This window comes from Ensifer sp. ENS02 (assembly GCF_014851885.1).
In the GTDB taxonomy this organism is placed as follows: domain Bacteria; phylum Pseudomonadota; class Alphaproteobacteria; order Rhizobiales; family Rhizobiaceae; genus Ensifer; species Ensifer adhaerens.
Genome location: NZ_JACVAO010000007.1, coordinates 380,187 through 404,396, shown reverse-complemented (window position 1 = coordinate 404,396; position 24,210 = coordinate 380,187). Strand labels below are relative to the sequence as shown.

The 24,210-nt window shown below is 63.8% G+C and carries 19 protein-coding genes; 5 read left to right on the top strand and 14 right to left on the bottom strand.

From position 1 onward, the window contains the following. The 4 genes from IB262_RS17535 (at position 1) to trxA (ending at position 7,883) form a co-directional block, all read left to right on the top strand. The gene (locus tag IB262_RS17535; protein WP_112977266.1) at positions 1–732 is read left to right on the top strand and encodes a nucleotidyltransferase family protein; all 732 of its coding nucleotides are present in this window, start codon (positions 1–3) and stop codon (positions 730–732) included. A gap of 2 nt (positions 733–734) precedes the next feature. Beyond that, on the top strand, positions 735–3,917 hold the full coding sequence (gene addB / locus IB262_RS17530; RefSeq protein WP_348646612.1) for a double-strand break repair protein AddB: 3,183 nt from the start codon (positions 735–737) through the stop codon (positions 3,915–3,917). Continuing rightward, on the top strand, positions 3,907–7,473 hold the full coding sequence (gene addA / locus IB262_RS17525) for a double-strand break repair helicase AddA (protein WP_112977279.1): 3,567 nt from the start codon (positions 3,907–3,909) through the stop codon (positions 7,471–7,473). Before addB ends, addA begins: the two co-directional genes overlap by 11 nt. An 86-nt stretch (positions 7,474–7,559) precedes the next feature. Next, positions 7,560–7,883, top strand: a complete 324-nt coding sequence (gene trxA, locus IB262_RS17520; RefSeq protein ID WP_034801674.1) for a thioredoxin — start codon at positions 7,560–7,562, stop codon at positions 7,881–7,883. Positions 7,884–7,976: 93 nt separating this feature from the next. Here the strand turns inward: trxA and IB262_RS17515 are convergent, their stop codons facing one another. The 5 genes from IB262_RS17515 to IB262_RS17495 all read right to left on the bottom strand — a co-directional run bounded on the left by IB262_RS17515 (position 7,977) and on the right by IB262_RS17495 (position 13,178). Further along, positions 7,977–9,320, bottom strand: coding sequence for a folylpolyglutamate synthase/dihydrofolate synthase family protein (locus tag IB262_RS17515; RefSeq protein WP_034801672.1), 1,344 nt, complete (start codon positions 9,318–9,320; stop codon positions 7,977–7,979). A 157-nt stretch (positions 9,321–9,477) separates the two neighbouring features. Next, positions 9,478–10,392 carry an acetyl-CoA carboxylase, carboxyltransferase subunit beta gene (gene accD, locus IB262_RS17510; protein ID WP_034801670.1) on the bottom strand — a complete coding sequence of 305 codons (915 nt, stop codon included), beginning with the start codon at positions 10,390–10,392 and terminating at the stop codon, positions 9,478–9,480. 50 nt (positions 10,393–10,442) lie between these two features. Further along, the gene (trpA, locus tag IB262_RS17505) at positions 10,443–11,282 is read right to left on the bottom strand and encodes a tryptophan synthase subunit alpha (protein ID WP_060583466.1); all 840 of its coding nucleotides are present in this window, start codon (positions 11,280–11,282) and stop codon (positions 10,443–10,445) included. A gap of 4 nt (positions 11,283–11,286) precedes the next feature. Continuing rightward, entirely contained in the window at positions 11,287–12,507 is a 1,221-nt protein-coding gene (gene trpB / locus IB262_RS17500; RefSeq protein ID WP_192357433.1) for a tryptophan synthase subunit beta, read from the bottom strand. Further along, complete coding sequence (locus IB262_RS17495) at positions 12,504–13,178, bottom strand: phosphoribosylanthranilate isomerase (protein WP_113187802.1); 675 nt, start codon at positions 13,176–13,178, stop codon at positions 12,504–12,506. Before IB262_RS17495 ends, trpB begins: the two co-directional genes overlap by 4 nt. A gap of 156 nt (positions 13,179–13,334) precedes the next feature. Between IB262_RS17495 and IB262_RS17490 the strand changes: the two genes are divergently transcribed. Further along, positions 13,335–13,529: a YqaE/Pmp3 family membrane protein gene (locus tag IB262_RS17490; protein ID WP_034801662.1), complete on the top strand. Its 195-nt coding sequence runs from the start codon at positions 13,335–13,337 to the stop codon at positions 13,527–13,529. 25 nt (positions 13,530–13,554) lie between these two features. Here the strand turns inward: IB262_RS17490 and IB262_RS17485 are convergent, their stop codons facing one another. The 9 genes from IB262_RS17485 to IB262_RS17445 form a co-directional block, all read right to left on the bottom strand. Then, on the bottom strand, positions 13,555–14,307 hold the full coding sequence (locus IB262_RS17485; RefSeq protein WP_112977262.1) for a M48 family metallopeptidase: 753 nt from the start codon (positions 14,305–14,307) through the stop codon (positions 13,555–13,557). Between the two features lie 109 nt (positions 14,308–14,416). Further along, positions 14,417–14,836, bottom strand: coding sequence for a DUF2852 domain-containing protein (locus IB262_RS17480; protein WP_034801651.1), 420 nt, complete (start codon positions 14,834–14,836; stop codon positions 14,417–14,419). Positions 14,837–14,982: 146 nt separating this feature from the next. After that, positions 14,983–16,257: a polyhydroxyalkanoate depolymerase gene (phaZ, locus tag IB262_RS17475; protein ID WP_112977261.1), complete on the bottom strand. Its 1,275-nt coding sequence runs from the start codon at positions 16,255–16,257 to the stop codon at positions 14,983–14,985. 333 nt (positions 16,258–16,590) lie between these two features. Further along, complete coding sequence (locus IB262_RS17470) at positions 16,591–17,613, bottom strand: zinc-binding alcohol dehydrogenase family protein (RefSeq protein ID WP_112977260.1); 1,023 nt, start codon at positions 17,611–17,613, stop codon at positions 16,591–16,593. Between the two features lie 26 nt (positions 17,614–17,639). After that, entirely contained in the window at positions 17,640–18,617 is a 978-nt protein-coding gene (locus IB262_RS17465) for an ABC transporter permease (protein WP_034801644.1), read from the bottom strand. A 39-nt stretch (positions 18,618–18,656) separates the two neighbouring features. After that, positions 18,657–20,210 (bottom strand): sugar ABC transporter ATP-binding protein, encoded by a 1,554-nt coding sequence (locus tag IB262_RS17460; protein WP_034801642.1) that lies wholly within the window; start codon positions 20,208–20,210, stop codon positions 18,657–18,659. Between the two features lie 94 nt (positions 20,211–20,304). Then, complete coding sequence (locus IB262_RS17455; protein WP_034801640.1) at positions 20,305–21,294, bottom strand: ABC transporter substrate-binding protein; 990 nt, start codon at positions 21,292–21,294, stop codon at positions 20,305–20,307. A gap of 167 nt (positions 21,295–21,461) precedes the next feature. Beyond that, positions 21,462–22,481, bottom strand: a complete 1,020-nt coding sequence (locus IB262_RS17450) for an aldo/keto reductase (RefSeq protein ID WP_112977259.1) — start codon at positions 22,479–22,481, stop codon at positions 21,462–21,464. Between the two features lie 34 nt (positions 22,482–22,515). Beyond that, complete coding sequence (locus tag IB262_RS17445) at positions 22,516–24,021, bottom strand: altronate dehydratase family protein (RefSeq protein WP_112977258.1); 1,506 nt, start codon at positions 24,019–24,021, stop codon at positions 22,516–22,518. Positions 24,022–24,210 lie beyond the last annotated feature (189 nt).

Sequence of the window (24,210 nt, the reverse complement as noted above, 5' to 3'; positions counted from 1 at the left end):
ATGTCGATCAGCAATGCGATGGTGCTCGCCGCGGGCCTCGGCACCCGTCTTCGTCCGATCACCAACACCATACCAAAGCCGCTCGTCGAGATCGCCGGCAAGCCGATGATCGACTACGTGCTGGACCTCCTGGTGGAGGCCGGCGTCAGCACGGCCGCGGTCAACGTGCATCATTTCGCCGACCTGATGGAAGGCCATCTCAGCCAACGCAGCGCCCCGGAGATCGTGATTTCGGACGAGCGCGAGGCGCTGATGAATTCCGGCGGCGGTCTCGCCAAGGGGCTGAAACTGCTGCCGGAGGGGCCGGTTCTTGTGATGAATGCCGATCTCTTCTGGGTCGGCGAGCCCAAGGGCAAGCCCAGCAACCTGACGCGCCTGGCCGCCGCCTTCGACGCGGAGCGCATGGACATGCTGCTCCTTTGCGTGCGCGACGAGGATACGACCGGCCACAACGGCAAGCGGGATTTCTCGCTGGGTGACGACGGCAAGCTCACGCGCTACGCCGAAGGCCTGCCGAACCCGGTGGTCTATGCCGGCGCGATCGCGCTTCACTCCCGGCTTTTTGCCGACGCGCCCGACGACGCCTTCAATCTCAACATCTACTTCGATCGCGCCGCCGAGGAAGGCCGTCTTCACGGCCTGCTGCTCGAAGGTCACTGGATGACGGTCGGAACGCCCGAGGCGATCGGCGAAGCGGAGGCGGCGATCCGCCGCCACCAGCCGGAGGGATGAGCGTGCGTGGCCGCCGGTCCAACGTCTTCACGATCCCGCCCGGCCTCCCCTTCCTGAAGACGCTCGCCGAAAAGCTTTGCGACGGTAGCCTGACGCCGGACTTCCGCTACGACCCGGCCGATCCCCTGCCGCTTGCCGGCGTGACGATCTTCGTGCCGACGCGGCGCTCGGCCCGTGTGCTCCGGTCCGAGTTCGTCGACCTGCTCGGCGGCCGCTCCACCATCCTGCCCACCATCAAGGCGCTCGGCGAGACCGATGACGACAGCGGCTTCTTCGATGCCGAGGTGCCGGCGATCCTCGATCTCGCCCCGCCCCTGCCCGGGACCGCACGCCTGATCGAGCTTGGCCGGCTTATCCTCGCCTGGCGCAACCGGCTGCCGAAGGTGGTGCTCGACATCCATGCGGAGAGCCCGCTGATTGCGCCGGCAAGCCCTGCCGATGCGATCTGGCTCGCGCGCAATCTTGCCGACCTCATCGACGCGATGGAGACGGAAGAGCTCGACTGGGACAAGCTCGACAAGCTCGATGCCGGCGAGCACGCCCTCTGGTGGCAGCTGACGCTCGAATTCCTGAAGATTGCCCGCAGCTACTGGCCGGAACGGCTGGAGGAACTGAAACAATCCTCGCCCGCGCGCCACCGCAACGCGATCCTGCAGGCCGAGACGCAGCGCATCGCCGCCGGCAAGATCGAGGGCCCGATCATCATTGCCGGTTCGACCGGCTCCATTCCCGCAACGGCCACGCTGATTGCCGCCGTGCAGAAGCTGCCCAACGGTACGATCGTGCTGCCTGGCCTCGACCGGACGATGAGCGAGGCCGAATGGGACATGATCGTCGCCGACGCCGCCCTTGACGGCAGGCCGGACCCGGCAAGCCGCAGCCACCCGCAATACGGCTTTTACAGGCTGCTGAAACGCATGGGCGTACTGCGGCCCGACGTGACCGCCCTGGCTGTCGCCGAGGTCGACCTCGACGTCCGTGCCGAGATCCTGTCGCACGCTCTTCTGCCGGCCAAGGCGACCAATGCATGGACCGCGATGCGCAGCGAGCTGGATCCGGCGTTGCTGCAGCAAGCCTTCCAGGATGCAGCCCTCATCGAAACCGCCAACGAACGCGAGGAAGCGGCCGCGATCGCGGTCGCCTTGCGGCTCGCGCTCGAAGGCAGCGACGAGAGCCAGGCAGCGCTGATCACGCCGGACCGCAATCTCGCACGGCGGGTCGGCGCCGAGCTTGCCCGCTTCGGCATCGAGGCCGACGATTCCGCCGGTACGCCTCTCATCGCGACGCCGCAGGGCAGCCTGCTGCGGCTGCTGCTAGAAGCATGCCTGCGCCCCGGCGATCCCGTGCCGTTCGTCGCGCTGCTCAAGCATCCGCTGGCGCGCTTCGGGCTTTCCCGCGACAGGATGCGCGAAGGGGCCGACGCGCTGGAACGCATGGCACTGCGTGGCAGCACCGCGACGGTCGATCTGCTGGCCCTCGGATCCGTGCTCGACGCGGCGATCGTCCGGCACAAGACCGATCGCCATCCACCGGAATGGCGCATCGGCATCGGGGATGACGCGCTTGAGGCGGCCCGCGACGTGGCGGCGAAGATCGGTCTCGCGGTGGCACCGCTCGCCTCCGCGCTGACGCGCAGCCGGGACGGCAGCCGCGTGTTCTCGGACGAATTTACCTTTGCCGACTGGGCGATGCGCACCGGCGAGGCCCTGGAAGCGGCCTCAGCCGACGAGCGTGGCGACCTCGGTGGGCTTTGGTCCGGCGAGGCCGCCGATACGCTCGCAACTCTCCTTCGCGGCATCATCGAGACCGACGGCCAGATGACCGCGGACGGGCCGCAATGGTGCGATGTCGTCGAAGCCCTGTCGGCCAGCGCCGCGGTCAAGCCTCGCTCCATGCGCCATCCGCGGGTGTTCATCTTCGGCGCGCTGGAATCGCGCCTGCAGAGCATGGACCTGGTGGTTCTCGGCGGCCTGAACGAAGGCAATTGGCCGGGCCAGACGGCCAACGATCCGTTCCTTTCGCGCACCATGAAGACGGGGATCGGTCTTGAGCCGCCTGAACGACGCATCGGCCAGCTTGCGCACGACTTCCAGATGGCCTGCGGCACAAGGCGGCTGATCTTCACCCGCTCGATGCGCCAGGGCGCAGCACCCACCGTCGCCTCGCGCTGGCTGCAGCGGCTGCTGGCGCTCGGCGGCGAACGGCTGACGCGAGCGCTGCACGCCAATGGCGCCGACTATCTCGCCTGGGCCCGCATGCTTGACGACGGCGGCCGCCAGCCGCTGGCCGAGCGCCCCGCCCCCAAGCCACCGGCGGACCTGCAGCCGCGCAAGTACTCTTTCAGCGAAGTGTCGCGGCTACGGCGCGACCCCTACGCGATCTATGCGCGACGCATCCTTCGGCTGGATCCGCTGCTGCCGTTCAACAGCGACCCCGGCCCGGCCGAGCGCGGCACGCTTTACCACCAGATCGTCGAGCGTTTCGTACGCGCCGGCGTCGATCTGATGTTGCCGGCGGCGGAAGAGGTCATGCACCGGCTGCTGAACGAGGCTTTCGACGAGGCGCGACTGCCCACCCATATCGACACGATCTGGCGGCCGCGCTTTGCCGCCGTCGGCTTGGCCTTCATCAAATGGGAACGGGACCGCGCCCGCTTCATCCGCCGGTCGCGCACCGAAGTGGCGGCATCGATGGAGCTCGGCGTCGCCGACATGCGGCTGACCGGCATTGCCGACCGGCTCGATACGCTGACCGACGGCAGCGTCGAGATCGTCGACTACAAGACCGGCTCCAGCCCATCGACCAAGGAAGCGCGCGTGCTGCTCGACCCGCAGCTCGCGCTGGAAGCCGCGGCCCTCAAGGCCGGCGCCTTTAAGGACGTGCCGCCCAGCCACCCACAGTCGCTGCTCTATGTCCGGCTCAAACCGGGCGCGCGCTTCAAACCGGAAGCGGTCAACAACGAAGGCAGCAAGTCGAAGGAGACGAAGTCGGCCGATCAGCTTGCGGACGAGTCGCTTGCCGAACTCAGGAAGCTGCTAAGCGCGCTGCTTTCGGGCAAGCATGGCTTTGCCTCGCGCGTGATTGTTCAGAAAGAGCGCGATTATGGCGGCGAATACGACCATCTGGCACGCGTAGCCGAATGGTCGACGGCCGACAGCGAAGAGGAGGATGGCGATGAGGGATGACGACCTCGGCCCCGAACAGGCGACGCCTCAAAGCTGGCTCGACTGGACCTCGCGCCGGCAGTCGCTGGCTTCGGACCCGGACCGCTCCGCCTGGGTGTCGGCCAATGCCGGCTCCGGCAAGACCCACGTGCTGACCCAGCGGGTGATCCGGCTGCTGCTTGCCGGCTGCCGCCCCTCGGCGATCCTCTGCCTCACCTATACTAAGGCGGCGGCCTCCGAAATGTCGAATCGCGTCTTCGAACGGCTGGCCGAATGGGTAACGCTCGACGACGCGACGCTCGAAAAGCGGATCGAGGCGATTGAGGGCGAGCGGCCCGGGCGCTTGAAGCTGCAGGAGGCGCGGCGCCTGTTCGCCCGCGCGCTGGAGACCCCGGGCGGCCTGAAGATCCAGACGATCCATGCCTTTTGCGAGGCGCTGCTGCACCAGTTTCCGCTGGAGGCCAATGTTGCCGGCCATTTCTCGGTTCTCGATGATCGCGCGGCTGCAGTTCTGCTTGCCGATGCGCGCCGGCTGCTGCTGACCGCGACCGCGGCCAAGGACGATCCGGCTCTTGCCCACGCCTTTGCCACCGTGCTCGACATCGCCGACGATACCGGCCTGGAAAAGCTGCTGGCCGCAATCGTCGAAAACCGAACCGCGATCCAGGTCTTCCTCGAACATGCCGACGGGCTCGGCGGCACCGAGGCCGAGCTGCGCCGGGCGCTGAAGCTTTCGCCGGGGGAAAGCGTCGACGGCGCCATGGCGACGATCTGGCCCTTGGCGGGCTTGAACGGCGCGGCGCTCGAACGGTACTTCTCGCTCGCCACCAGCGTCGGCGGCACGAAGGTGCTCGACTTTGCGGAGGGGCTGAGGACCGTTTCGAAGATGACGGATCTCAGCGCGCGCTATGACGGGCTCAGGCATCTGTTCTTCACCGGCACGGGCAAGCCGCGGGCGCAATCCGCCTTCCTCAACAAGGCGATGCAGCAGGCTGCCCCCGATCTCATTGACCTCGTGGACGAGGCCTATCGCCATGTCATCGCCTGCATCGATCACATCAGCATCCTCAGGATGTTCGAGGCGACGCTGGCGGCGCTGACGCTCGCCGAGCGGCTGAATGCCGACTACGAGGAACTGAAGCGACGCCGCAGCCAGCTCGACTTCGAGGACCTGATCAACCGCACGGCGGCGCTCTTTGCCCGCGGCGACGTCAGCGCCTGGGTACACTACAAGCTCGACCAGGGCATCGACCATATCCTCGTCGACGAGGCGCAGGACACCAGCCCGGCCCAATGGACGATCATCCAGGCGCTCGCTTCCGACTTCTTCTCGGGCGAGAGCGCACGCGGTGCCGCCCGCACGATGTTTGCCGTCGGTGACGAGAAACAGTCGATCTACTCCTTCCAGGGCGCACGTCCGGAGCGGTTTTCGCGCGAGAGCCAGGAGACCGAACGGCGGGTGCGCGACGGCGGCAAGGCTTTCGAGCCCATCCGCCTGCAGCTCTCCTTCCGCTCGACCGTCGACGTGCTTTCGGCCGTTGACGCCGTCTTTGCCAATCCGGCGCATGCGCGGGGCCTCAGCGCCCGCAACGAGCCCGTGGTGCATGCTTCGAACCGCATCGGCCATCCCGGCGCCGTCGACATCTGGGACGTGATTGCCGCCGAACCGGTGGATACGGACGAGGAATGGACTGCCGCCTTCGACGCGACGCCGGAGAGCGCACCAGTCAACATCCTCGCCCGCCGGATCGCAGCCACGCTGGAAAGCTGGATCGGCAAGGAGACGATCGTCGAGAAGGGCGTTCGCCGGCCGATGCGCCCGGGCGACGTGATCGTACTGGTCCGCAAACGCGACGCCTTCGTCAATGCTCTGACGAGAGCACTCAAGCGCCGCAACAACATTCCGGTCGCCGGCGCCGACCGGTTGGTGCTCACCAAGCATATTGCCGTCCAGGACCTGCTCGCCCTCGGGCGGTTCGTGCTGTTGCCGCAGGACGACCTGTCGCTGGCCGCGCTGATGAAAAGCCCGCTGTTTAACCTCGGCGAGGACGCGCTGTTCGAACTCGCGGCGCGGCGCGGCGAAGGCGAAAGCCTCTGGGAGAGGCTGCAGCATGAAGCCGATGACGGCATCCTGTTTCACCAGACGGCGCGAACGCTGAAATCCTACATGGCGCTCGCAAGTCAGCTGGCGCCGCATGACTTCTATGCCCGCGTCCTCGGCGTGCATGGCGGCCGCGCCGCCTTTCTCGCGCGCCTCGGCACCGAGGTCAGCGACATTCTCGACGAGTTCCTGACCTTTGCGCTCGACCAGGAAAGAAGCGGCCTGCCCGGCCTGCAGGCCTTCGTCTCGACGCTGGAAATGGAAGCGCCGACGGTCAAGCGCGAGCAGGACAAGGAACGCGACGAAGTTCGGATCATGACCGTGCACGCGGCCAAGGGCCTGGAAGCGCCAGTCGTCTTCCTCGCCGATGGCGGCGGGGCGGCGTTCAGCAACCAGCATGTGCCCTCTCTTCGCTTCCTGGAGCTTGCCCAGAGAGACGGCACCGTCCTGCCGCTTCCGGTGTGGCGCGCGCCGGGCGCGGAATCGAACTCGCTCATCACCGCCGACGGCGAGAGGCTGAAGACGCTGGCTGAGGAAGAATATCGTCGCCTGCTCTATGTCGGCATGACCCGCGCCGCCGACCGCCTGATCGTCTGCGGTTATCGCGGCCAGCGGGCCGCTGCCGATACATGGCACGCTATGGTTCAGGCGAGCCTTGCCGGAGACGAGAGCGGCCGCGGCCACCCGACCAGTTTTCACGCCGGCGGCGAGGAATGGTCCGGCCATGCCTGGCGCGAGAAGCAGTTCGAACGCGATCTGCCCTCCGGCGATGCGCGCCCGGCCGATTCTGGCCGTCCCGCCACCGCCCTGCCAAAGGCGCTTTCGACGCCGCTGCCTCCGCAAAAACGGCTGCCGCGGCCGCTCAGTCCTTCCGGCGTCGGCATCGCGGTTGACGAGGACGATGGCGATGCGCTCGTCGGCTCGGCTCTTTTCTCGGAAAGGGCCCCGGCAAACCTCTCGATGCTGCGCGGCGCCATCTTGCACCGCCTGCTGCAGGTTCTGCCCTCGATGGCGGGAGACGATCGCCGGGCCGCGGCCGAACGCTATCTCGAGCGATCCGTGCCCAGTTGGCCTTCAGAACAACGCGCTGCACTGATCGCCAGCATCGAAACCGTGCTCGACCATCCGGACCTCGGCGCAGTTTTCTCGGTGAGCAGCCGGGCCGAGGTTTCGGTCATGGGTACGCTGACGCTCGGCAAGCGCGAGCACGCGGTTTCAGGCCGGATCGACCGGCTGGCCGTCCGCGATGGCGTCGTGACGATTGCGGACTTCAAGACCAACAGGCAGGTGCCGGCATCGCCTAACGACATTCCCTTCGCCTACACGGCGCAGCTTGCCATCTACCGCGCGCTCCTGCAGCCGCTTTATCCGGCACATGCGTTTCGATGTGTACTGATCTTCACCGAGGGGCCGGCAATCCACGTCGTTCCCGACCAGGCGCTCGACAGGAGCCTTGAAGACCTCGCGACAAAGTGAGATACCCGATATTGAAAATCCAGCGGTGCCTTCTCACATGAGACACAACATCTGGATACTGTCATTCCGAACGCAAGGAGCAGCCTATGGCTACTGTAAAGGTCGATACGTCCAATTTTCAGCAGGAAGTGCTGAACTCCGCCGAGCCGGTGGTTGTCGATTTCTGGGCTGAATGGTGCGGCCCGTGCAAGATGATCGCCCCGAGCCTCGAGGAAATCTCGAACGAACTCGCCGGCAAGGTCAAGGTTGCCAAGCTCAACATCGACGAAAACCCGGAACTGGCCGCCCAGTACGGCGTTCGCTCGATCCCGACGCTCGCCATGTTCAAGGCCGGCGAAGTAGCTGACATCAAGGTTGGCGCCGCCCCGAAGACGGCCCTGTCCTCGTGGATCTCCACGGCGGTCGCTTAAAGCAAGTTCACTGCTGAAAACGTTGAAAGCCCGGCATGCCGGGCTTTTTTCTTGTCTTAGATCTGGAAGCTGGATGACGGTCCCAGCTGCCGATCACTTCGGCGGCGTGCCGTTGTCGGCAAGCACATCGCCCACCAGATAGAGCGAGCCACCGATCAGGATGCGCGGCGGCGCCGGATCTTCGTCGACCAGATTGGCGATGACCGTCAGCGCCTCGGCAACGGACGAGACCGCCGAAGCCTCGAAGCCGACCGATGCGGCATCACTGGCCAGCGCCACAGGATCAAGCCCAGCATCGGAACCGCGGATCGGAACGGTGAAGACCTGTTCGGCGAGATCGAGGAAGGCGCGGAAGTAGCCGATCGGCTCCTTCGTGTTGATCATGCCGATGATCAGGAACAGGGGGCGCGATTCGCGCTCCTCGAAGGTCGCCATTGCCTCGGCGATCACCTGACCGGCGCCGGGATTGTGGCCGCCGTCGACCCAGATCTCCGCGCCATTGGGCCCGTAATGCGTGAGCTTACCGCTGGTTAGGCGCTGCAGGCGTCCGGGCCATTCGACGCCCGCGAGGCCCCTCTCGATCGCCGCTTCGGAAACATCGAAACCGGCGGCCCGCACCGCGCGGATGGCGGCCGCGGCATTGGCATACTGGTGGCGCCCCGGCAGCTTCGGCAGCGGCAGATCGGCGAGCCCGCCTTCGTCCTGATAGACGAGGCGACCGAACTCCTCATGCGCCATGAAATCCTGGCCATAGACAAACATCGGGCAACCGAGGCGTTCCGCCGTCGAGACGAGCACGTCACGGGCGGCCTCTTCCTCCTGCTGGCCGATTACCACGGGGCAGCCACGCTTCATGATGCCGGCCTTTTCGGCGGCTATCAGCTCCACCCGATCACCGAGATAGGCCTGATGGTCGAGCGAGATCGGCATGACGACCGAGACGGCCGGCCGCGCAATAACGTTAGTCGCGTCGAAGCGGCCGCCGAGACCAACCTCGATGATCGCCACGTCGGCCGGGTGCTCGGCAAAGAGCAGGAAGGTGACGGCGGTCAGGATCTCGAAGACGGTGATCTTCTCGCCGCCATTGGCTTCGGCGACGCGGCGCACGGCATCGGCGAGAACGGGATCGCTGACGAGCCTGCCCTTGCCACCCTTGACGCCCAGGCGATAGCGCTCGTGCCAGTTGACGAGATGCGGCGACGTGTGGACGTGAACGCTGAGGCCGGCTGCTTCGAGGATCGCCCGCGAAAACGCGGTCGCCGAGCCCTTGCCGTTGGTACCGGCGACATGGATCACCGGCGGAAGACGATCCTGGGGATTGCCGAGAGCGGCGAGAAGCCGGGTGATCCTGTCCAGCGACAGGTCGAAGCCCTTGGGGTGAAGGGCGAGAAGTTTTTCGATCTCGTAGCCCGCTTCGCTGGCTTCCACCGCTGCCATCTCTTAACCCCACCCCGACACGCTCGGCTGCTACAGCGCGCGCCTTATAGGCCGTCTACCGATCGCTGTAACGCCTTGAGTTGCAGCATCCCCACACACAAGAAATTGCGGAGATGCATCATTTTGTTCTACGCAGTTCGACCAGCCCAGCGCTTATTCAAGCGCTGGCAGCGACCGGCAAGGCGGCCGGCTGCGTGCCGCCGTTGAGCTTCGAGGCTTCCGCCGGCTTCTTCATCAGGATTTTCAGGACCCGGGCGAGCGTCGACGGCAGATCATGGCGCTTGACGACCATGTCGACCATGCCGTGTTCCAGCAGGTATTCCGACGTCTGGAAACCTTCCGGCAGTTTCTCGCGCAGCGTCTGCTCGATCACGCGCTTCCCGGCAAAGCCGATTTCCGCGCCGGGCTCGGCCATGTGAATGTCGCCGAGCATCGCGTAGGATGCGGTGACGCCACCGGTGGTCGGGTTGGTGAGTACGACGATATAGGGGAGGCCGGCTTCCTTCAGCATGTTGACGGCAACCGTGGTGCGCGGCAGCTGCATCAGCGACAGGATGCCTTCCTGCATGCGTGCGCCACCCGAAGCCGGGAAGATGACCAGCGGGCACTTCTCGGCGATCGCCCGTTCGAAGGCCTTGATGATCGCCTCGCCGGCAGCCATGCCGAGCGAGCCGCCAATGAAGTTGAACTCGTGCACGACGGCGACGAGCTTGACGCCCTGGACGCGGCCGAGACCGGCGACGATCGTGTCTTCGAGTTCAGTCTTGGCGCGGCTGTCGCGCAGACGATCGACGTATTTCTTGGAATCGCGGAACTTCAGCGGGTCCTGAGCGACCTTCGGCTGCGGAAACGCTTCAAAGATGCCGCCGTCGAACAGGTCCTTCAACCGCGCCTTGGCCGGCATCTTCATGTGGAAGCCGGACTGCGGGATGACCCACTTGTTCTCCTCGAGATCGCGGTGGAACACCATCTCGCCGGTTTCCGGGCACTTGATCCAGAGATTTTCCGGAACTTCCCGGCGGCCCAGCATCGAGTTGATCTTCGGCCGAACGTAGTTTGTGATCCAGTTCACTTAGTAACTCCTGAAGATTTCCTTCGGGTTGTGCGCGCTAATATAGGCAATTATTCGGCTGCTGCGAGACGTGCGGACCGCACGCCTGCCGAGAGCCCTCTCACCAGCGCTTCGACACCCGGAACCGTCGCATCGGTCGCCTTGCCCTCTTCGGTCAGGCTCGACGCGATCTGGTTGACGATCGCCGTACCGACGACCACGCCATCGGCAGATGCTCCGATGGCCCTTGCATGTTCCGCCGTCTTGACGCCGAAACCGACGCAAACGGGCAGATTGGTGTGTGACTTGATACGCCCGACGGCGCCGGCGATCAACGACGGATCGGGCAGAGCCGAACCGGTGATGCCGTTCATCGACACGTAATAGACGAAACCGGAGGTGTTTTCGAGGACCTTCGGCAGGCGACGGTCGTCCGTGGTCGGCGTCGCCAGGCGAATGAAGTTGATGCCCTTCTCCAGCGCCGGGATGCAGAGTTCGTCGTCCATCTCCGGCGGCAGGTCGACGACGATCAGGCCGTCAATGCCGGCGGCCAGCGCATCCGTCAGGAAGCGGTCGACGCCGTAGATATAGATCGGGTTGTAATAGCCCATCAGCACGATCGGCGTGCGCTGGTCGTCCTCACGGAAACGGCGGGCGATCTCAAGCGTCTTTGCGAGCGTCTGGCCGCTTTTCAGCGAGCGTTGACCGGCCAGCTGGATCGCCGGGCCATCGGCCATCGGGTCCGAGAAAGGCATGCCGAGTTCGATGACGTCGGCGCCGGCCTTCGGCAGCGCCTTCATGATCGAGACCGACGTCTCGAAATCCGGATCGCCGCCCATGAAATAGGTGACGAGGACCGGACGTCCTTCGGCCGCGACATCGGCAAATCGCTTGTCCATGCGTGCGGTCATGATCTTACTGCCCCATTCCCAGTAACTTGCCGACGGTGAAGATGTCCTTGTCGCCGCGGCCGGAGAGGTTCATCAGGATGATCTCGTCCTTGCGCATTTTTGGCGCGCGCTTGATGACTTCGGCAAGCGCATGCGACGGCTCGAGCGCCGGAATGATGCCTTCGAGACGGGTCAACGTCTGGAACGCCTCAAGCGCTTCGTGGTCCATGATCGGCACGTATTCGACGCGGCCGACATCGTTCAGCCAGGCGTGCTCCGGGCCGATGCCGGGATAGTCGAGACCGGCCGAAATCGAATGGCCTTCCTTGATCTGGCCGTCGCCATCCTGCAGCAGATAGGTGCGGTTGCCATGCAGCACGCCGGGCGAACCGGCTGTGATCGAGGCGCAATGCTCGTCGCCTTCGATGCCCTTGCCGCCAGCTTCAACGCCGACGATCTTGACGCTCTCGTCATCGAGGAACGGATGGAAGATGCCGATTGCGTTGGAGCCACCGCCAACGGCGGCAATGACGAGATCCGGCAGCCGGCCTTCGGCGGCGAGCATCTGCTCCTTGGCTTCCTGGCCGATCACCGCTTGGAAATCGCGGACCATTTCCGGATAGGGATGCGGGCCGGCAGCCGTGCCGATCAGGTAGTAGGTGTTGTCGACATTGGTGACCCAGTCACGCAGCGCCTCGTTCATGGCGTCCTTGAGCGTGCCGCTGCCGGCCGTCACCGGCTTTACCTCGGCACCCAAGAGCTTCATGCGGAAGACGTTCGGCGCCTGGCGCTCGACGTCGGTCGCGCCCATGTAGACGACGCAGGGCAGGCCGAAGCGGGCAGCGACGGTTGCCGAAGCCACGCCATGCTGGCCGGCACCGGTCTCAGCGATGATGCGCGTCTTGCCCATGCGCTTGGCAAGCAGGATCTGGCCAATGCAGTTGTTGATCTTGTGCGAGCCGGTGTGGTTCAGCTCTTCGCGCTTGAAGTAGATCTTGGCGCCGCCAAGCTCCGCCGTCAGCCGTTCAGCAAAATAGAGCGGGCTCGGGCGGCCGATATAATGCGCGCCGAGATGCTCCAGCTCCGCCTTGAAGGCCGGATCGTTCTTCGCGTTGTCCCACTCGTTCTGGAGATCGAGGATCAGCGGCATGAGGGTTTCGGCCACGAAGCGGCCACCGAAGATACCGAAACGGCCGTCCTCGTCCGGGCCACCCCGGAAGGAATTCAACTTTGGCGCCTGGTTCACGTCCTGCTCCCTGACCGTGGCATGCCCGCCTCCGCCTGGCGAACGGCATTGAAAAACGATTCCATGAGCTTCAGATCCTTGACGCCCGGCGCGCTCTCGACGCCGGAGGAGATATCGATGGCACGCGCGTTGGTCTGCGCCATGGCCTCGCCAATGTTGTCGGCGTTAAGACCACCGGAAAGCATGTAATCGACGCTTCCGTCAAGCGCATCGAGCAGCTTCCAGTCAAAGGAAACGCCGTTGCCACCGGGCAAATCGGACCCTTTTGGCGGCTTGGCATCGAAGAGGAAGCGATCAGCAATGCCGATATAGGCATCGATCTTTTCAAGGTCAGATGCTTCGCGCACCGAAAGGGCCTTCATGACAGGAAGGCCATACATCGCCTTGACCGTCAGCAGTCGCTCCGCGTCCTCGCTGCCGTGAAGCTGCAGGATATCCGGATTGAGGGCCGAGACGATCTCGTCAAGCTCGTCATTGTCGGCATTCACCGTGACGGCGACGATCTTCGCCTGGCCACGAATCCTGTCGGCGATGCGGCCGGCATCGTCGGGCTCGATGTTCCTGGGGCTCTTCGGGAAAAAGATGAAGCCGACATGGGATGCGCCGAGCGCGACAGCACGCTCGGCCGCTTCCGCGGTCTTCAGCCCGCATATCTTCACTTGGGTTTTCATGAGAAGCGACCTTGCATGAAATGCCGCGCGAGTCGAGCCAAAAACCGACGCGAAAGCGGTCACTCAGCGCCCCTGCACCCGTCCTTTGGCGGGTGCACGCCCCTTGCGCGGCAGGCGCGCTTTCACCATATGCATTTTACCACAACGGAGAGACTGATGCGCCTGTTGCTCGCGCTTATCCTGCCCTGGCTGCAGTTTTTTACCATCGGCCGCCCCTTTGCTGGCCTCATTTGCCTGATCCTGCAGTTGACCCTGATCGGCTGGGTTCCGGCGGCGATCTGGTCGGTCTATGCGCTCAGCCAATACAAGACCGACGAGAAGATCCGTGAAGCGCTGCGCCATCGCGCATAACGCGCCGCTCATCGCCCTCCAAGATTCAATCGAAGTCGATCGCGTGAAGCATCGTGCCGTTGCGGCGGAGCCATCGCTTGGCATCGTCCGTATCCGGACACAGCCTCCCACACAGCGCCCAGAAGTCGGGCCCGTGGTTCATTTCCTGCAGATGTGCCACTTCATGCGCAGCGAGATAGGCGATGACCTTTGGCGGCGCCATGACGATGCGCCAGGAAAAACTCAGCGCCCCGTCGGCTGAGCATGATCCCCAGCGGCTGCGCGTGTCCTTGAGCGAAAGCGACTTTGCCCTCCGGCCGATACGGCCGGTATAGATCGCCACCAACCGGTCGAGATCCTGGCGCGCTTCCTTCTTCAGGAAATCGACGATGCGCCGGGTGAGATGTTCCTCGCCACCGCTGACGCGCAGCACCGGTTCGTCATCGGTCACGATCGCTTCCGTGAGCCCACGGATCTTGCCGGTGCGCTCGATGCGGTGGGCAACGCCGCGGATGAGGATGGAACCGCCCTCCTCGATCTGGCTTTCGCCGGAGAAGCGGGCGAGCTTGGTCATCAGCCAGCCCTGGTGTCGTGTCAGGAAGGCATTCACCTCGCGCTCGGGGAGGCCCTGCGGCACCGTCATCTTCAGGGCCCGCCCGCCTGGCTCGATGCGCAGCGTCATGCGCGTCGCGCGCGCGTTTTGCTTGATCGTCAGCGGCAGGGACTTGCCGGCGACCTCGATCTGCCGCGTTGTTGCGGGTGGTGCAGGTTGAATGCGCCGCTTGAAGGAAGGGAACATGCAGGCTTTCTAACCGATTCGCGGGGCTTTCGCCTACTGTTCGCTGGTTGGATGCGTGCCGAGAGTGATCCGGCGTTTCATGTGAAACGCCGGAAGCGGTTTCGTCAGGTTAATGGGCTTCGACAATCGGACCCGAGCCACCATTCTTGCGATCGCGCATGAAGCGGTCGAACTCTTCCTGGTCCTTGGCGCGGCGAAGCTCGCGCACATAGGTGTCGAATTCTTCGCGCATCTCGTCGAGCTTGCGGCGCTCCTCTTCGAGGCGAGCCAGTTCAGCTTCGCGCCAGTCGTCGAAAGCGACGTTGCCGGTACGATGCGTCCAGTTGGAACGGCGGCCGCCGCGCTTGAAAGCCGAGCACATGCCATCCACCGTATCGTTTGCGTCTTTCTTGAACGTCTTGAGCTTTTCGCCAAAGAGAATGTACGCGAGCATGGCCAGGCCGAGCGGCCAGAAGACCACAAAGCCAAGCACCATCAGGGCGATGGTCGCGGGCGTCCAATCCGGACGGATCATTGCAGATTGGTTCATCTTCAGGATTCCTCGCAATCATCCGGGCCGCCCATGCGACCCGATGAAAACGATGTGGGAAGGCGCCCTTGGCTCTGCAAGACGCCTCCCTCCGGAATCCGACAAACCCTTGACTCTACGCGGTCAAAACGACCCAAGAGCCGGGATCAGGCCGACTTTCCGCCCTTGATCAGCTGCTTTACCGGTTTTGCGTGGCGCGCATGCTCGCGGTGGAACGCGACGATGCGCGGCGCGATTTCGCGGCGGAAGCGAGAGCCGTTGAAGACGCCGTAGTGACCGACATCCGGCTGCATGTAGTGCATACGCATATGGTCCGGGATGTTGGTGCAGATGGTCTGCGCCGCCTTCGTCTGGCCAACGCCCGAGATATCGTCGTTCTCGCCTTCGACCGTCAAGAGCGCGACCTTCTTGATCGCGGTCGTGTCGACGCGCTTGCCGCGATGCATCATCTCGCCCTTCGGCAGCGCGTGCTGCATGAACACCACCTGCACGGTCTGCAGGTAGAATTCGGCCGTCAGGTCCATGACCGCGAGATATTCATCATAGAAGTCGCGGTGCTTCTCGGCGGCATCGCCGTCGTTTTTCACCAAATGGGCGAAGAACTCCTTGTGGGCGATCAGGTGCCGGTCGAGGTTCATCGACATGAAGCCGGAAAGCTGCAGGAAGCCCGGATAGACCATGCGCATGAAGCCTGGCTGCGGCCACGGCACCGGCATGATGACATTGTCACGGAACCATTCGATCGAACGTTCTTCGGCCAGTTGGTTGACGCCGGTCGGGTTGATGCGGGTGTCGATCGGGCCGCCCATCAGCGTCATCGTCGCCGGCGACAGCGGATCGTCGGCAGCTTCCATCAGCGCGACGGCGGCGAGCACCGGCACCGCGGGCTGACAGACGCCGATCACATGCGTGTCGGGCCCGAGGAAATGCAGCATCTGGATGACGTAGTCGATGTAATCATCGAGATCGAAGGTGCCTTCGCTGAGCGGCACCATGCGGGCATCGATCCAGTCGGTGATGTAGATATCGGAATGCGGAAGCAGCGCCTCGACCGTGCCGCGCAACAGCGTCGCATAGTGGCCGGACATCGGCGCGACGATGAGCACCTTCGGATCGGGCGCGCGGCCCTTGGGAAGCGCACGCTCGAAATGGATGAGGTTGCAGAATGGCGCCCGCCAGACGATGCGTTCGTAGATCGAAACCGATTGACCATCGACCACAGTCTCGCGAAGACCGAACTCCGGCTTGCCATAACGGCGGGTGGAGCGCTCGAACACTTCGAGACCGGCGGCGGCGGCGCGACCGAAATAAGTGTGCGAGACGGGGTTCATCGGATTGCTGAACGCGAGCCGCATGGCGTCGGCTGCCGTGCGCCACGGCGCCATCATTGCGTGGTTCAGTTCATAGAGCTGGTAGAACATGGGAAGCGTACCCCTTGGTTCAATCAACGACAACGCCGCTCCCGGTCGGACGCAAGCTTGCGATTGTTTGTCTTGGTGTCCGCAATCGCTGCCAGACTACCATTTTTCTTGTGCAGTGCAACAAATATACCCGTCTCGCCTCGATACAAGGCCTGAAGCCAGAATGAATCTGGATTCCTGACGATTTGCAAACGAGCTTGCTCGAAACTGGCCGTTTTCCGCTGTTTTCGTGCATTGAGGCACGCTGCCTGACGTTTTCAGAAAAATCTGGAGCCTCGCCGCAGGAAAATATGGGTACGCTCCCCTGTGGCGATGCAGCAAAGCCGCCATCACTCAGGTGGCCGCCACTTGGATGACTGCCTTCACCAGACCCGTCTTTTCCTCCGCCCATCGCGGCAGATCGGCAACCGCGCCATCGAGCGTGGTGCGGTGGGTGATCAGCGCGTCGATAGGCACAAGGCCGGACGCGATCGACGCGACGACGTGGTCGAAATCCTGCCGGGTCGCGTTGCGGCTGCCGATCAAGGTCATCTCGCGCTTGTGGAACTCCGGATCGGAGAAGCGGATCTCGTCCTTGACGACACTGACGAAGACCAGGGTACCGCCATGGGCGACGTGGGCGAAGGCCGCCTGCATGGAACCACCGTGCCCGGTGGCGTCGAAGACGACATCGAAACCGTCGCCATCCGTCGCAGCGGCAATGCGCGCCGCCGCATCAACATCCACGACGATGCCCTTGGCAAAGCCGAGCTTGCGAACAGCAAAGTCCAGCCGCTCGGTACTGGTGTCGGCGAGCACCACGTCATGGCCGGCGATGCGCGAGAAGATCGCCGTGCCAAGTCCGATTGGCCCGGCACCGATAACCAGCGCCCGTGACCCGGCATCCGTCGATGCCCGGCGGACCGCATGGGCACCGATCGCCAGGAACTCAACGGTGGCGGCCGCCTCCGGCGACAGACCCTCCGCCGGATAAAGATTACCCTCCGGCACGACGATCTCCTCGCAGAACGCACCGTCGGTATGGACGCCGAGAACCTTGATGGCCGTGCAGCAGTTCGGTTTGCCCTTTCGGCAGGCGATACAAGCGCCACAGGAGAGATAGGGGTTGACCACGACCGGCGTGCCGGGCGCTATCGTCGTCCCTCGCCCGCCAGAAATCACCGTCGCCGAGATCTCGTGGCCCATGACCCGCGGATATTCGAGGAACGGATGTTTGCCGGCGAAGATATGGTAGTCCGTGCCGCAGATGCCGACATGGCTGACGGCAAGGCGGACCCAACCGTCCGGCACGGTTTCGATTGGCGTGCGATCGACGACCTCCAGCCGACCGGGTTGTGGGCAGAGCACGGCTTTCATGGCAATTCTCTCGAGTACGGCAGCGCCTAGCGGGCGCTGCGGCGACGCAATTGGTCGAAATAGACGATGACGATGATCAGCGCGCCGGTGATGATGCGCTGCCAGAACGAGTTGACGTTCAACAGGTTGGCGCCGTTGTTGATCGTTGCGAGGATGAAGGCGCCGAGCAGCGGCCCGTGCACCGAGCCGACGGCCCCAAAGAGGCTGGTGCCGCCGATGACCGACGAAGCGATCGCCTGCAGTTCCCAACCCTCGGCCTGGGTGGCGTTGCCGATGCCGATGCGCGAGGCAAGCAGCAGGCCAACGAAGGCAGCGCAGGTCGACGACAGGATGTAGGCCAGATAGATCGTGCGGTGGACGTTGACGCCGGAGAGACGGGCGGCCTCACTGTTGGAGCCGACGGCGAAGAGATAGCGGCCGAAGCGGCTCAAATGCAGGAAGACATAGGCCGGGATCGCCACCACGATCACCATCCAGAACAGGCTGGGAACGCCCAGGAAATCCGCCCGCGAAAAATTGGTGAAGGCCTCATTGGTGATCGAAATGGTCGAGCCATTGGTGATCAAGAGGCCGATACCGCGGAGCGAGGTCAGGGTCGCCAGCGTGATGATGAAGGGCGGTAGGCCCATGCGCACGATGCCGAAGGCGTGGAACGCGCCGATCAGGACACCGAAGGCGAGCGTGAGGATGATGGCGATCCAGAGCGGCACGCCGGCGGCCAGCAGCCAGGCGACGATAACGCTGGTGAAGCCGACCACGGCACCGACCGAAAGGTCGATGCCGGCGGTGATGATGACGAAGGTCTGGCCAACCGCAAGGATCGCCGTCATCGCCCCCTGGCGCAGCAGGTTGCTGATGTTGTTGGGCGTCCAGAAACTGTTGGTCGCGAAGCCCAACAGCAGCCAGAGGAACAGAAGCAACCCCAGGAGGGTAAGGCCGAACAGAATGCTCACGCCCTTGCGTGGTGCCGCGCTGGCGCCGCTCTCCACCGTTTCCGCACTCATCGTCTACCTCCCTGCATCCTCAAGTTTGTTTTTATCGGTTCAAACGCCAATTGCCTGCGTCAGCACTTCCTCATGGCTCGCGGCGCGATAGTCGTGGCTGGCGACCAACCGCCCGCGCCGGAACACGTGCAGCCGGTCCGCCAGTTCGTAGACCTCGGGCAGATAGGACGAGATCAGGATGATGCCCGCCCCGTTCTCCAGAAGCCGCGCGAACAGGCGATAGATTTCCGCCTTGGTTCCGACATCGACGCCGACCGTCGGCTCGTCGAAGATGAAAAGCTTGGCGCCGTGGCTCAGCCACTTGCCGATGACGATCTTCTGCTGGTTGCCGCCGGACATGGCGGAGGCCAGCACCCGGCGTGACGGCGTCTTGATCTTCAGGTCGCGAATCTGGCGGTCGGCGTTTTCCCGTTCCTGCTGGCCATTGATCGTCAGACCGCGTGTCAGCCGGTTGAAAACCGGCAGATTGATGTTGAGGCCGATCGGCAGGTTGAGGCAGAGGCCCTGGTCGCGCCGGCTTTCCGGCGCAAGCGCAATACCGAGGTCCATGGCCTTACGCTCGCTGGCGATCTCAACCTTGCGGCCCTGCCAGTAGATCTCTCCAGCCGTTGGTCGGTGCCGGCCATAGAGGCCGAGCGCAAACTCGCTGCGTCCCGCGCCGATCAGCCCGTAGAGGCCGACGATCTCGCCGGCGCGCACCGTCAGCGATACATCCTGGAAACCGGGACCGCTCAGGTTCCGCGTCTCGACGATCATCTCGCCGGGCGGAAAATGCTCCTTGTGATAGATCTGCTCGATCGTGCGGTTGATCATCAGCGCGATCAGTTCCGCCTCATTGGTCTCGCCGATCTTGCGGGTGCCGACATGGGTGCCGTCACGCAGCACCGAGACACGGTCGGCAAGCTCGAACACTTCCTCCATGCGATGGCTGATATAGACGATCGTCACGCCTTCGGCCTGCAGCCTTCGGATCAACCGGAAGAGCTGTGCCGATTCCTGGCGGGTGAGATAGGCGGTCGGCTCATCGAAGATCAGAAACTGCGTGCCGCGCATGGCCGCGCGTGCCGTGGCGACAAGCTGCTGCTGGCCGATCGTCAGGCTACCAAGCACGGCACCGGCCGGCAGGTTAAAGCCGAGATCATCCAGCACGCTTTGTGCCGCATCGGTCATGGCGCGCTTGCGCATCAGGCCGTTGCGATTGATCTCGTCGCCGAGAAACATATTGGCCGCGACCGACAGGTGCGCGCAAAGTACGACCTCCTGGTGCACGGCATTGATACCGCGCTCAATCGCCTCCTGCGGCGTGCCAAGCTGAACGGGTTTTCCGCACCAGAAGATTTCACCGGACGTGCGCTTGATGACGCCGGTCAGAAGCTTGATCAGCGTCGACTTGCCGGCCCCGTTCTCACCGACGATCGCGTGAACTTCACCGGAAAGAAAGGTCAGCGACGCCGGCTTCAAGGCTTCGACGGCGCCATACTTCTTCTGCAGGGCGCGCAGCTCCAGGATAGGCTCGCCTTTCGGAACCGGATGGCGTGTCGCCACATGCAGTCCTTCGGTCCTCCCGTCGCGTGCCTCTTGCAAATCGGTCATCTGCGCATTCCTCCCATCGCAGAGATCGCTTGCGGCCGGTCCTCGTTCCGGCCGCAAGCGGGTGCGGCGGGCTCAACGCCCACCGCAGCCGTCGTCACTTGACCTTCGGGTTCAAGAGAGCGTCGATCTTCGGCTCGGCCATGTTGGCCTTGGTCACCAGATTGGCGCCGGTATCGACATTCGCCTCGACCTTCTCCTTCTTCGAGACCGCGAGCGCCGTCTTCACGCCATCATAACCCATGCGATAGGGATCCTGAACGACGAGACCGGCCAGAACGCCTTCCTTGAGGAAGCCGACCGTCTTGTCGTCGCTGTCGAAGCCGATCACCTTGATCTTGTCGCCGAGCTTGTTTTCGGCAATTGCCTGGCCGACACCCTGCGCCATGATCAGGTTGGACGCGAAGACGCCGACAAGGTTGGGATTGGCGGTGATCAGGTCGGTCATGATGTTGAGGCCGGTGGTCGCCTGGCCGTCGGCATATTTGTCGACGACGACCTTGAAGCCCGGATACTTGGTCTTGACCTGATCGAGGAAGCCTTCGCGGCGCTGGTCGAGCGAGCCGACGCCCGGAAGGCTGGTGATGATGGCGATCTCACCCTCTTCCTTGCCGCTCATTTCCTTGACCGCCGCAGCGAGACCATCGGCAGCGATGCGGCCGCCCTGGACGTTGTCGGTGGTGAGGAACGACGAGAAGGCCTTGGAGTCGGCACCGGAGTCGATGCCGATGATCGGAACGGCCTTTGCCGCCTCGTCGATCGGCTTGCCGAGCGCCTTGAATTCCGTCGGCGAAATGACGACGGCAGCCGGCGCGCCCGCAACCGCGTTCTCGAGAATGCTGATCTGGCCGTTGATATCGGATTCGGATTGAGCGCCGAGTTCCGGTACGTTGACGCCGAGATCCTTGCCGGCGGCGCGGGCGCCAGCGAGCACGATCTGCCAGTAGAAGGACGTGGTATCCTTGACGATGATCGGGATCGTCACGTCCTGTGCGAACGAGGCGACCGGCGACATGCCGGCGATCATCGCGGCGCCGGCCAAGGCGGTAAAGGCGCGACGGGTAAGGCTGCTTTTCAGAATGCTCATCCCAGGTTTCTCCTCTTGGTGCACCATGTTCCACTTCTTGGAGATCGATCGCAGGTGCTGGCTTATCGACCTTTTATCGATAAAAAACATATTGGAATGCTAATACGACAATCCCGGCTTGGCAAGCTGCCGGAACAGCATTTCAGACGGCGCTTTAATGCCGTCCGTTAAACCCGAACCGGCTCGTCCCCGAGCTCCGGTGCGACCAGTGTGAACGGCTCGAAGGCGGCGAAATCGGCGGCGGAAAACCGGTGCTCGACGAGCGCCATGTTGCGCGCCAGGCTCTGCGGCTTGGCGGTGCCGAGCAGCACCGAGGCGACCTGCGGACCGGCGAGCGGAAACTGCATGGCGGGTGCGGCAAGCGGCACGTTCATGCCGCGGGCGACCGCGTCCATGGCACCGACCTTTTGCCGGATATCTTCCGTTGCCGGCATGTAGTCGAAATGCGCGCCTTCGACCGGTCCCGTCGCCAGGATGCCCGAATTGAAGACCCCGCCGACGACGAGCGAAGTCTGCTTCTTCTCGCAGAGCGGCAGCAGCTCGGCGACAGCCGACCGGTCGAGCAAGGTGTAACGCCCGGCGAGCAGGATGCAGTCGAGATCGGCCTGGCGCAGGACGTCGAGACAGACCGGCACTTCGTTGACGCCAAGACCATAGGCCGCAATCGTTCCCGAGGATTTCAGCTCCTCCAACGCCTTGAGGCCGCCCTCCAGCAACTGCCGCAGATAGATCGCATTGCGGGCGGCGCCATGGGTATAGACGCCGATATCATGCACATAGAGGATATCGATGCGGTTGAGCCCGAGCCTGGCGTAGCTGAACTCGACCGAGCGCATGATGCCGCCATAGCTGTAGTCGTAGGTGACGTCGAAATTGAGCGGCTTCACATAGGAATAGTCCGGCACCTTGTCTTGCGGCACCGGATGCAGGAGACGGCCGACCTTGGTGGAGAGCACGAACTGGTCGCGCGGCTTATCGCGCAGGAAGTCGCCGACGCGGCGCTCGGCAAGGCCGAGGCCGTAGAAGGGCGCAACGTCGAAGTAGCGCATGCCCGACTGCCAGGCAGCGTCGAGGGTCGCCATCGCCGACTCGCGGGTGCATTCGCGGTAGAGGCCGCCAAGACCGGCGGCGCCGAAGCTAAACTCGGTCACCGATAGGTCGGTTCGACCGATCCGTCTCGTCTGCATTTCCCCGTTTCCTCCTCCAAGGATGCCTACGTACTTAGAGCGTTGCGCCCAGATGCCAGGGCACGAACTCATTATCGCCGTAGCCGAAAAGCTCGCTCTTGGTCTTGCGGCCCGAAGCGGTCTCGATGATCAGGTCGAAGATCTCGCGGCCAAGCCCGGCAATGTTCGCCTCCCCCGAAGCGATCACGCCGCAATCGATATCCATGTCCTCTTCCATCGCCCGGTAGAGCGCCGTGTTGCTGGTAAGCTTGATCGACGGCGCGGGCCGACAGCCGAAACAGCTGCCGCGACCGGTGGTAAAGGCAATGACATTGGCGCCGCCGGCGACCTGGCCAGTGGCCGATACCGGGTCGTAGCCAGGCGTATCCATGAAGACGAGCCCGTGCTCGGTGACGCGTTCGGCATAACGGTAGACCGCGTTCAGCGGCGAGCGGCCGCCCTTGGCGACGGCACCGAGCGATTTTTCGAGGATCGTGGTCAGGCCACCACGTTTGTTGCCCGGCGAAGGATTGTTGTCGAGCGAGGCGCCATGCATCGCCACATAGCTCTCCCACCAGGCAATCAGCCCATCAAGTTTCAGCGCCACTGCTTCGTTGACTGCACGGCTGCGCAACAGGTGCTCGGCGCCATAGATTTCCGAAGTCTCGGAGAGGATCGCCGTGCCGCCGGCCGCGGCAAGGATATCGACCGCAGCACCCAGCGCCGGATTTGCGGTGATGCCCGAAAGCCCATCCGAACCGCCACATTGCAAACCGACGATGATCTCGCTGACCGGGATCGCAATACGACGTTCCTTGCCGACTTCGGCCGCAATTTCCTCGAGAATGCCCAGCGCCTTTTCAACGGATCGACGCGAGCCGCCGGCTTCCTGGATGTTGAAATGACGTTTCTCCGCGCCGGCGCCGCTCTGACCATAGAGCGTCAACTGGTTGACCTCGCAGCCGAGGCCGACCATCAGAACGCCGCCGAAATTGACATGGCGGGCGTAGCCGGCGAGCGTGCGGTGCAGATTGGCCATGCCGTCGCCGGTCGAGGACATGCCACAGCCCTGATCGTGCACGATCGGCACGAAACCATCGATACCCTCATATCTCGGGAGAATGCGCCTGTTCGCCTCCTCGGCGATGGCGCGACAGACCGTGGTGGAACAGTTCACGCTGGCGACGACACCGATGTAGTTGCGCGTCGCTGCCCGGCCATCACCTCTTCGATAGCCCATGAAGGTGCGGGCCTTGTCGGCATCGCTTGCCGCTTCCGGCACCCCCTGTGGGCTGATCGCCAAGCGATCCGTGTCGAAGGCGAGGTTGTGGGAGTGCACGTGGTCGCCCGGCGCGATATCGGCGGTCGCCCGGCCGATCGCCTGGGCGTATTTCACGACCGGCTCGCCGGCGCGGATCGGGCGGATCGCGATCTTGTGGCCGGCATCGACTTTCGCTGCTGCATGAACATTGTTCGGCAGGGCGTCGCCAGCGGCAATCGCCAGCGTCGCCACGACGACATTGTCCTCCGGTGCGAGCAGGATGGTGGACGGCGCAGACACCCGGTTTCTCCCAAATGATTTTCGTTCTGTCTTTTATCTACAATAGACAGATAGCCGTCAATGGGTATTATAGCGAAAACATCGGCGGCAGGCCGAGACGCCCCGGAGCGACTTGGGAGGAACAGATGTGGATGACAGACGCAGACAAAACCGGAGCGACGGGATAGAGGAGCCTTCCGCGTAAGCGCA

What these genes read in the sequence shown, in the direction of transcription:
- IB262_RS17455 (WP_034801640.1), bottom strand. Translation starts at nt 21,294, where the DNA reads ATGAGCATTCTGAAAAGCAGCCTTACCCGTCGCGCCTTTACCGCCTTG.
- IB262_RS17470 (WP_112977260.1), bottom strand. Translation starts at nt 17,613, where the DNA reads ATGAAAGCCGTGCTCTGCCCACAACCCGGTCGGCTGGAGGTCGTCGAT.
- phaZ (WP_112977261.1), bottom strand. Translation starts at nt 16,257, where the DNA reads ATGTTCTACCAGCTCTATGAACTGAACCACGCAATGATGGCGCCGTGG.
- IB262_RS17535 (WP_112977266.1), top strand. Translation starts at nt 1, where the DNA reads ATGTCGATCAGCAATGCGATGGTGCTCGCCGCGGGCCTCGGCACCCGT.
- trxA (WP_034801674.1), top strand. Translation starts at nt 7,560, where the DNA reads ATGGCTACTGTAAAGGTCGATACGTCCAATTTTCAGCAGGAAGTGCTG.
- addA (WP_112977279.1), top strand. Translation starts at nt 3,907, where the DNA reads ATGAGGGATGACGACCTCGGCCCCGAACAGGCGACGCCTCAAAGCTGG.
- IB262_RS17480 (WP_034801651.1), bottom strand. Translation starts at nt 14,836, where the DNA reads ATGAACCAATCTGCAATGATCCGTCCGGATTGGACGCCCGCGACCATC.
- IB262_RS17465 (WP_034801644.1), bottom strand. Translation starts at nt 18,617, where the DNA reads ATGAGTGCGGAAACGGTGGAGAGCGGCGCCAGCGCGGCACCACGCAAG.
- IB262_RS17490 (WP_034801662.1), top strand. Translation starts at nt 13,335, where the DNA reads ATGCGCCTGTTGCTCGCGCTTATCCTGCCCTGGCTGCAGTTTTTTACC.
- IB262_RS17515 (WP_034801672.1), bottom strand. Translation starts at nt 9,320, where the DNA reads ATGGCAGCGGTGGAAGCCAGCGAAGCGGGCTACGAGATCGAAAAACTT.
- IB262_RS17485 (WP_112977262.1), bottom strand. Translation starts at nt 14,307, where the DNA reads ATGTTCCCTTCCTTCAAGCGGCGCATTCAACCTGCACCACCCGCAACA.
- IB262_RS17450 (WP_112977259.1), bottom strand. Translation starts at nt 22,481, where the DNA reads ATGCAGACGAGACGGATCGGTCGAACCGACCTATCGGTGACCGAGTTT.
- IB262_RS17495 (WP_113187802.1), bottom strand. Translation starts at nt 13,178, where the DNA reads ATGAAAACCCAAGTGAAGATATGCGGGCTGAAGACCGCGGAAGCGGCC.
- IB262_RS17460 (WP_034801642.1), bottom strand. Translation starts at nt 20,210, where the DNA reads ATGACCGATTTGCAAGAGGCACGCGACGGGAGGACCGAAGGACTGCAT.
- trpA (WP_060583466.1), bottom strand. Translation starts at nt 11,282, where the DNA reads ATGACCGCACGCATGGACAAGCGATTTGCCGATGTCGCGGCCGAAGGA.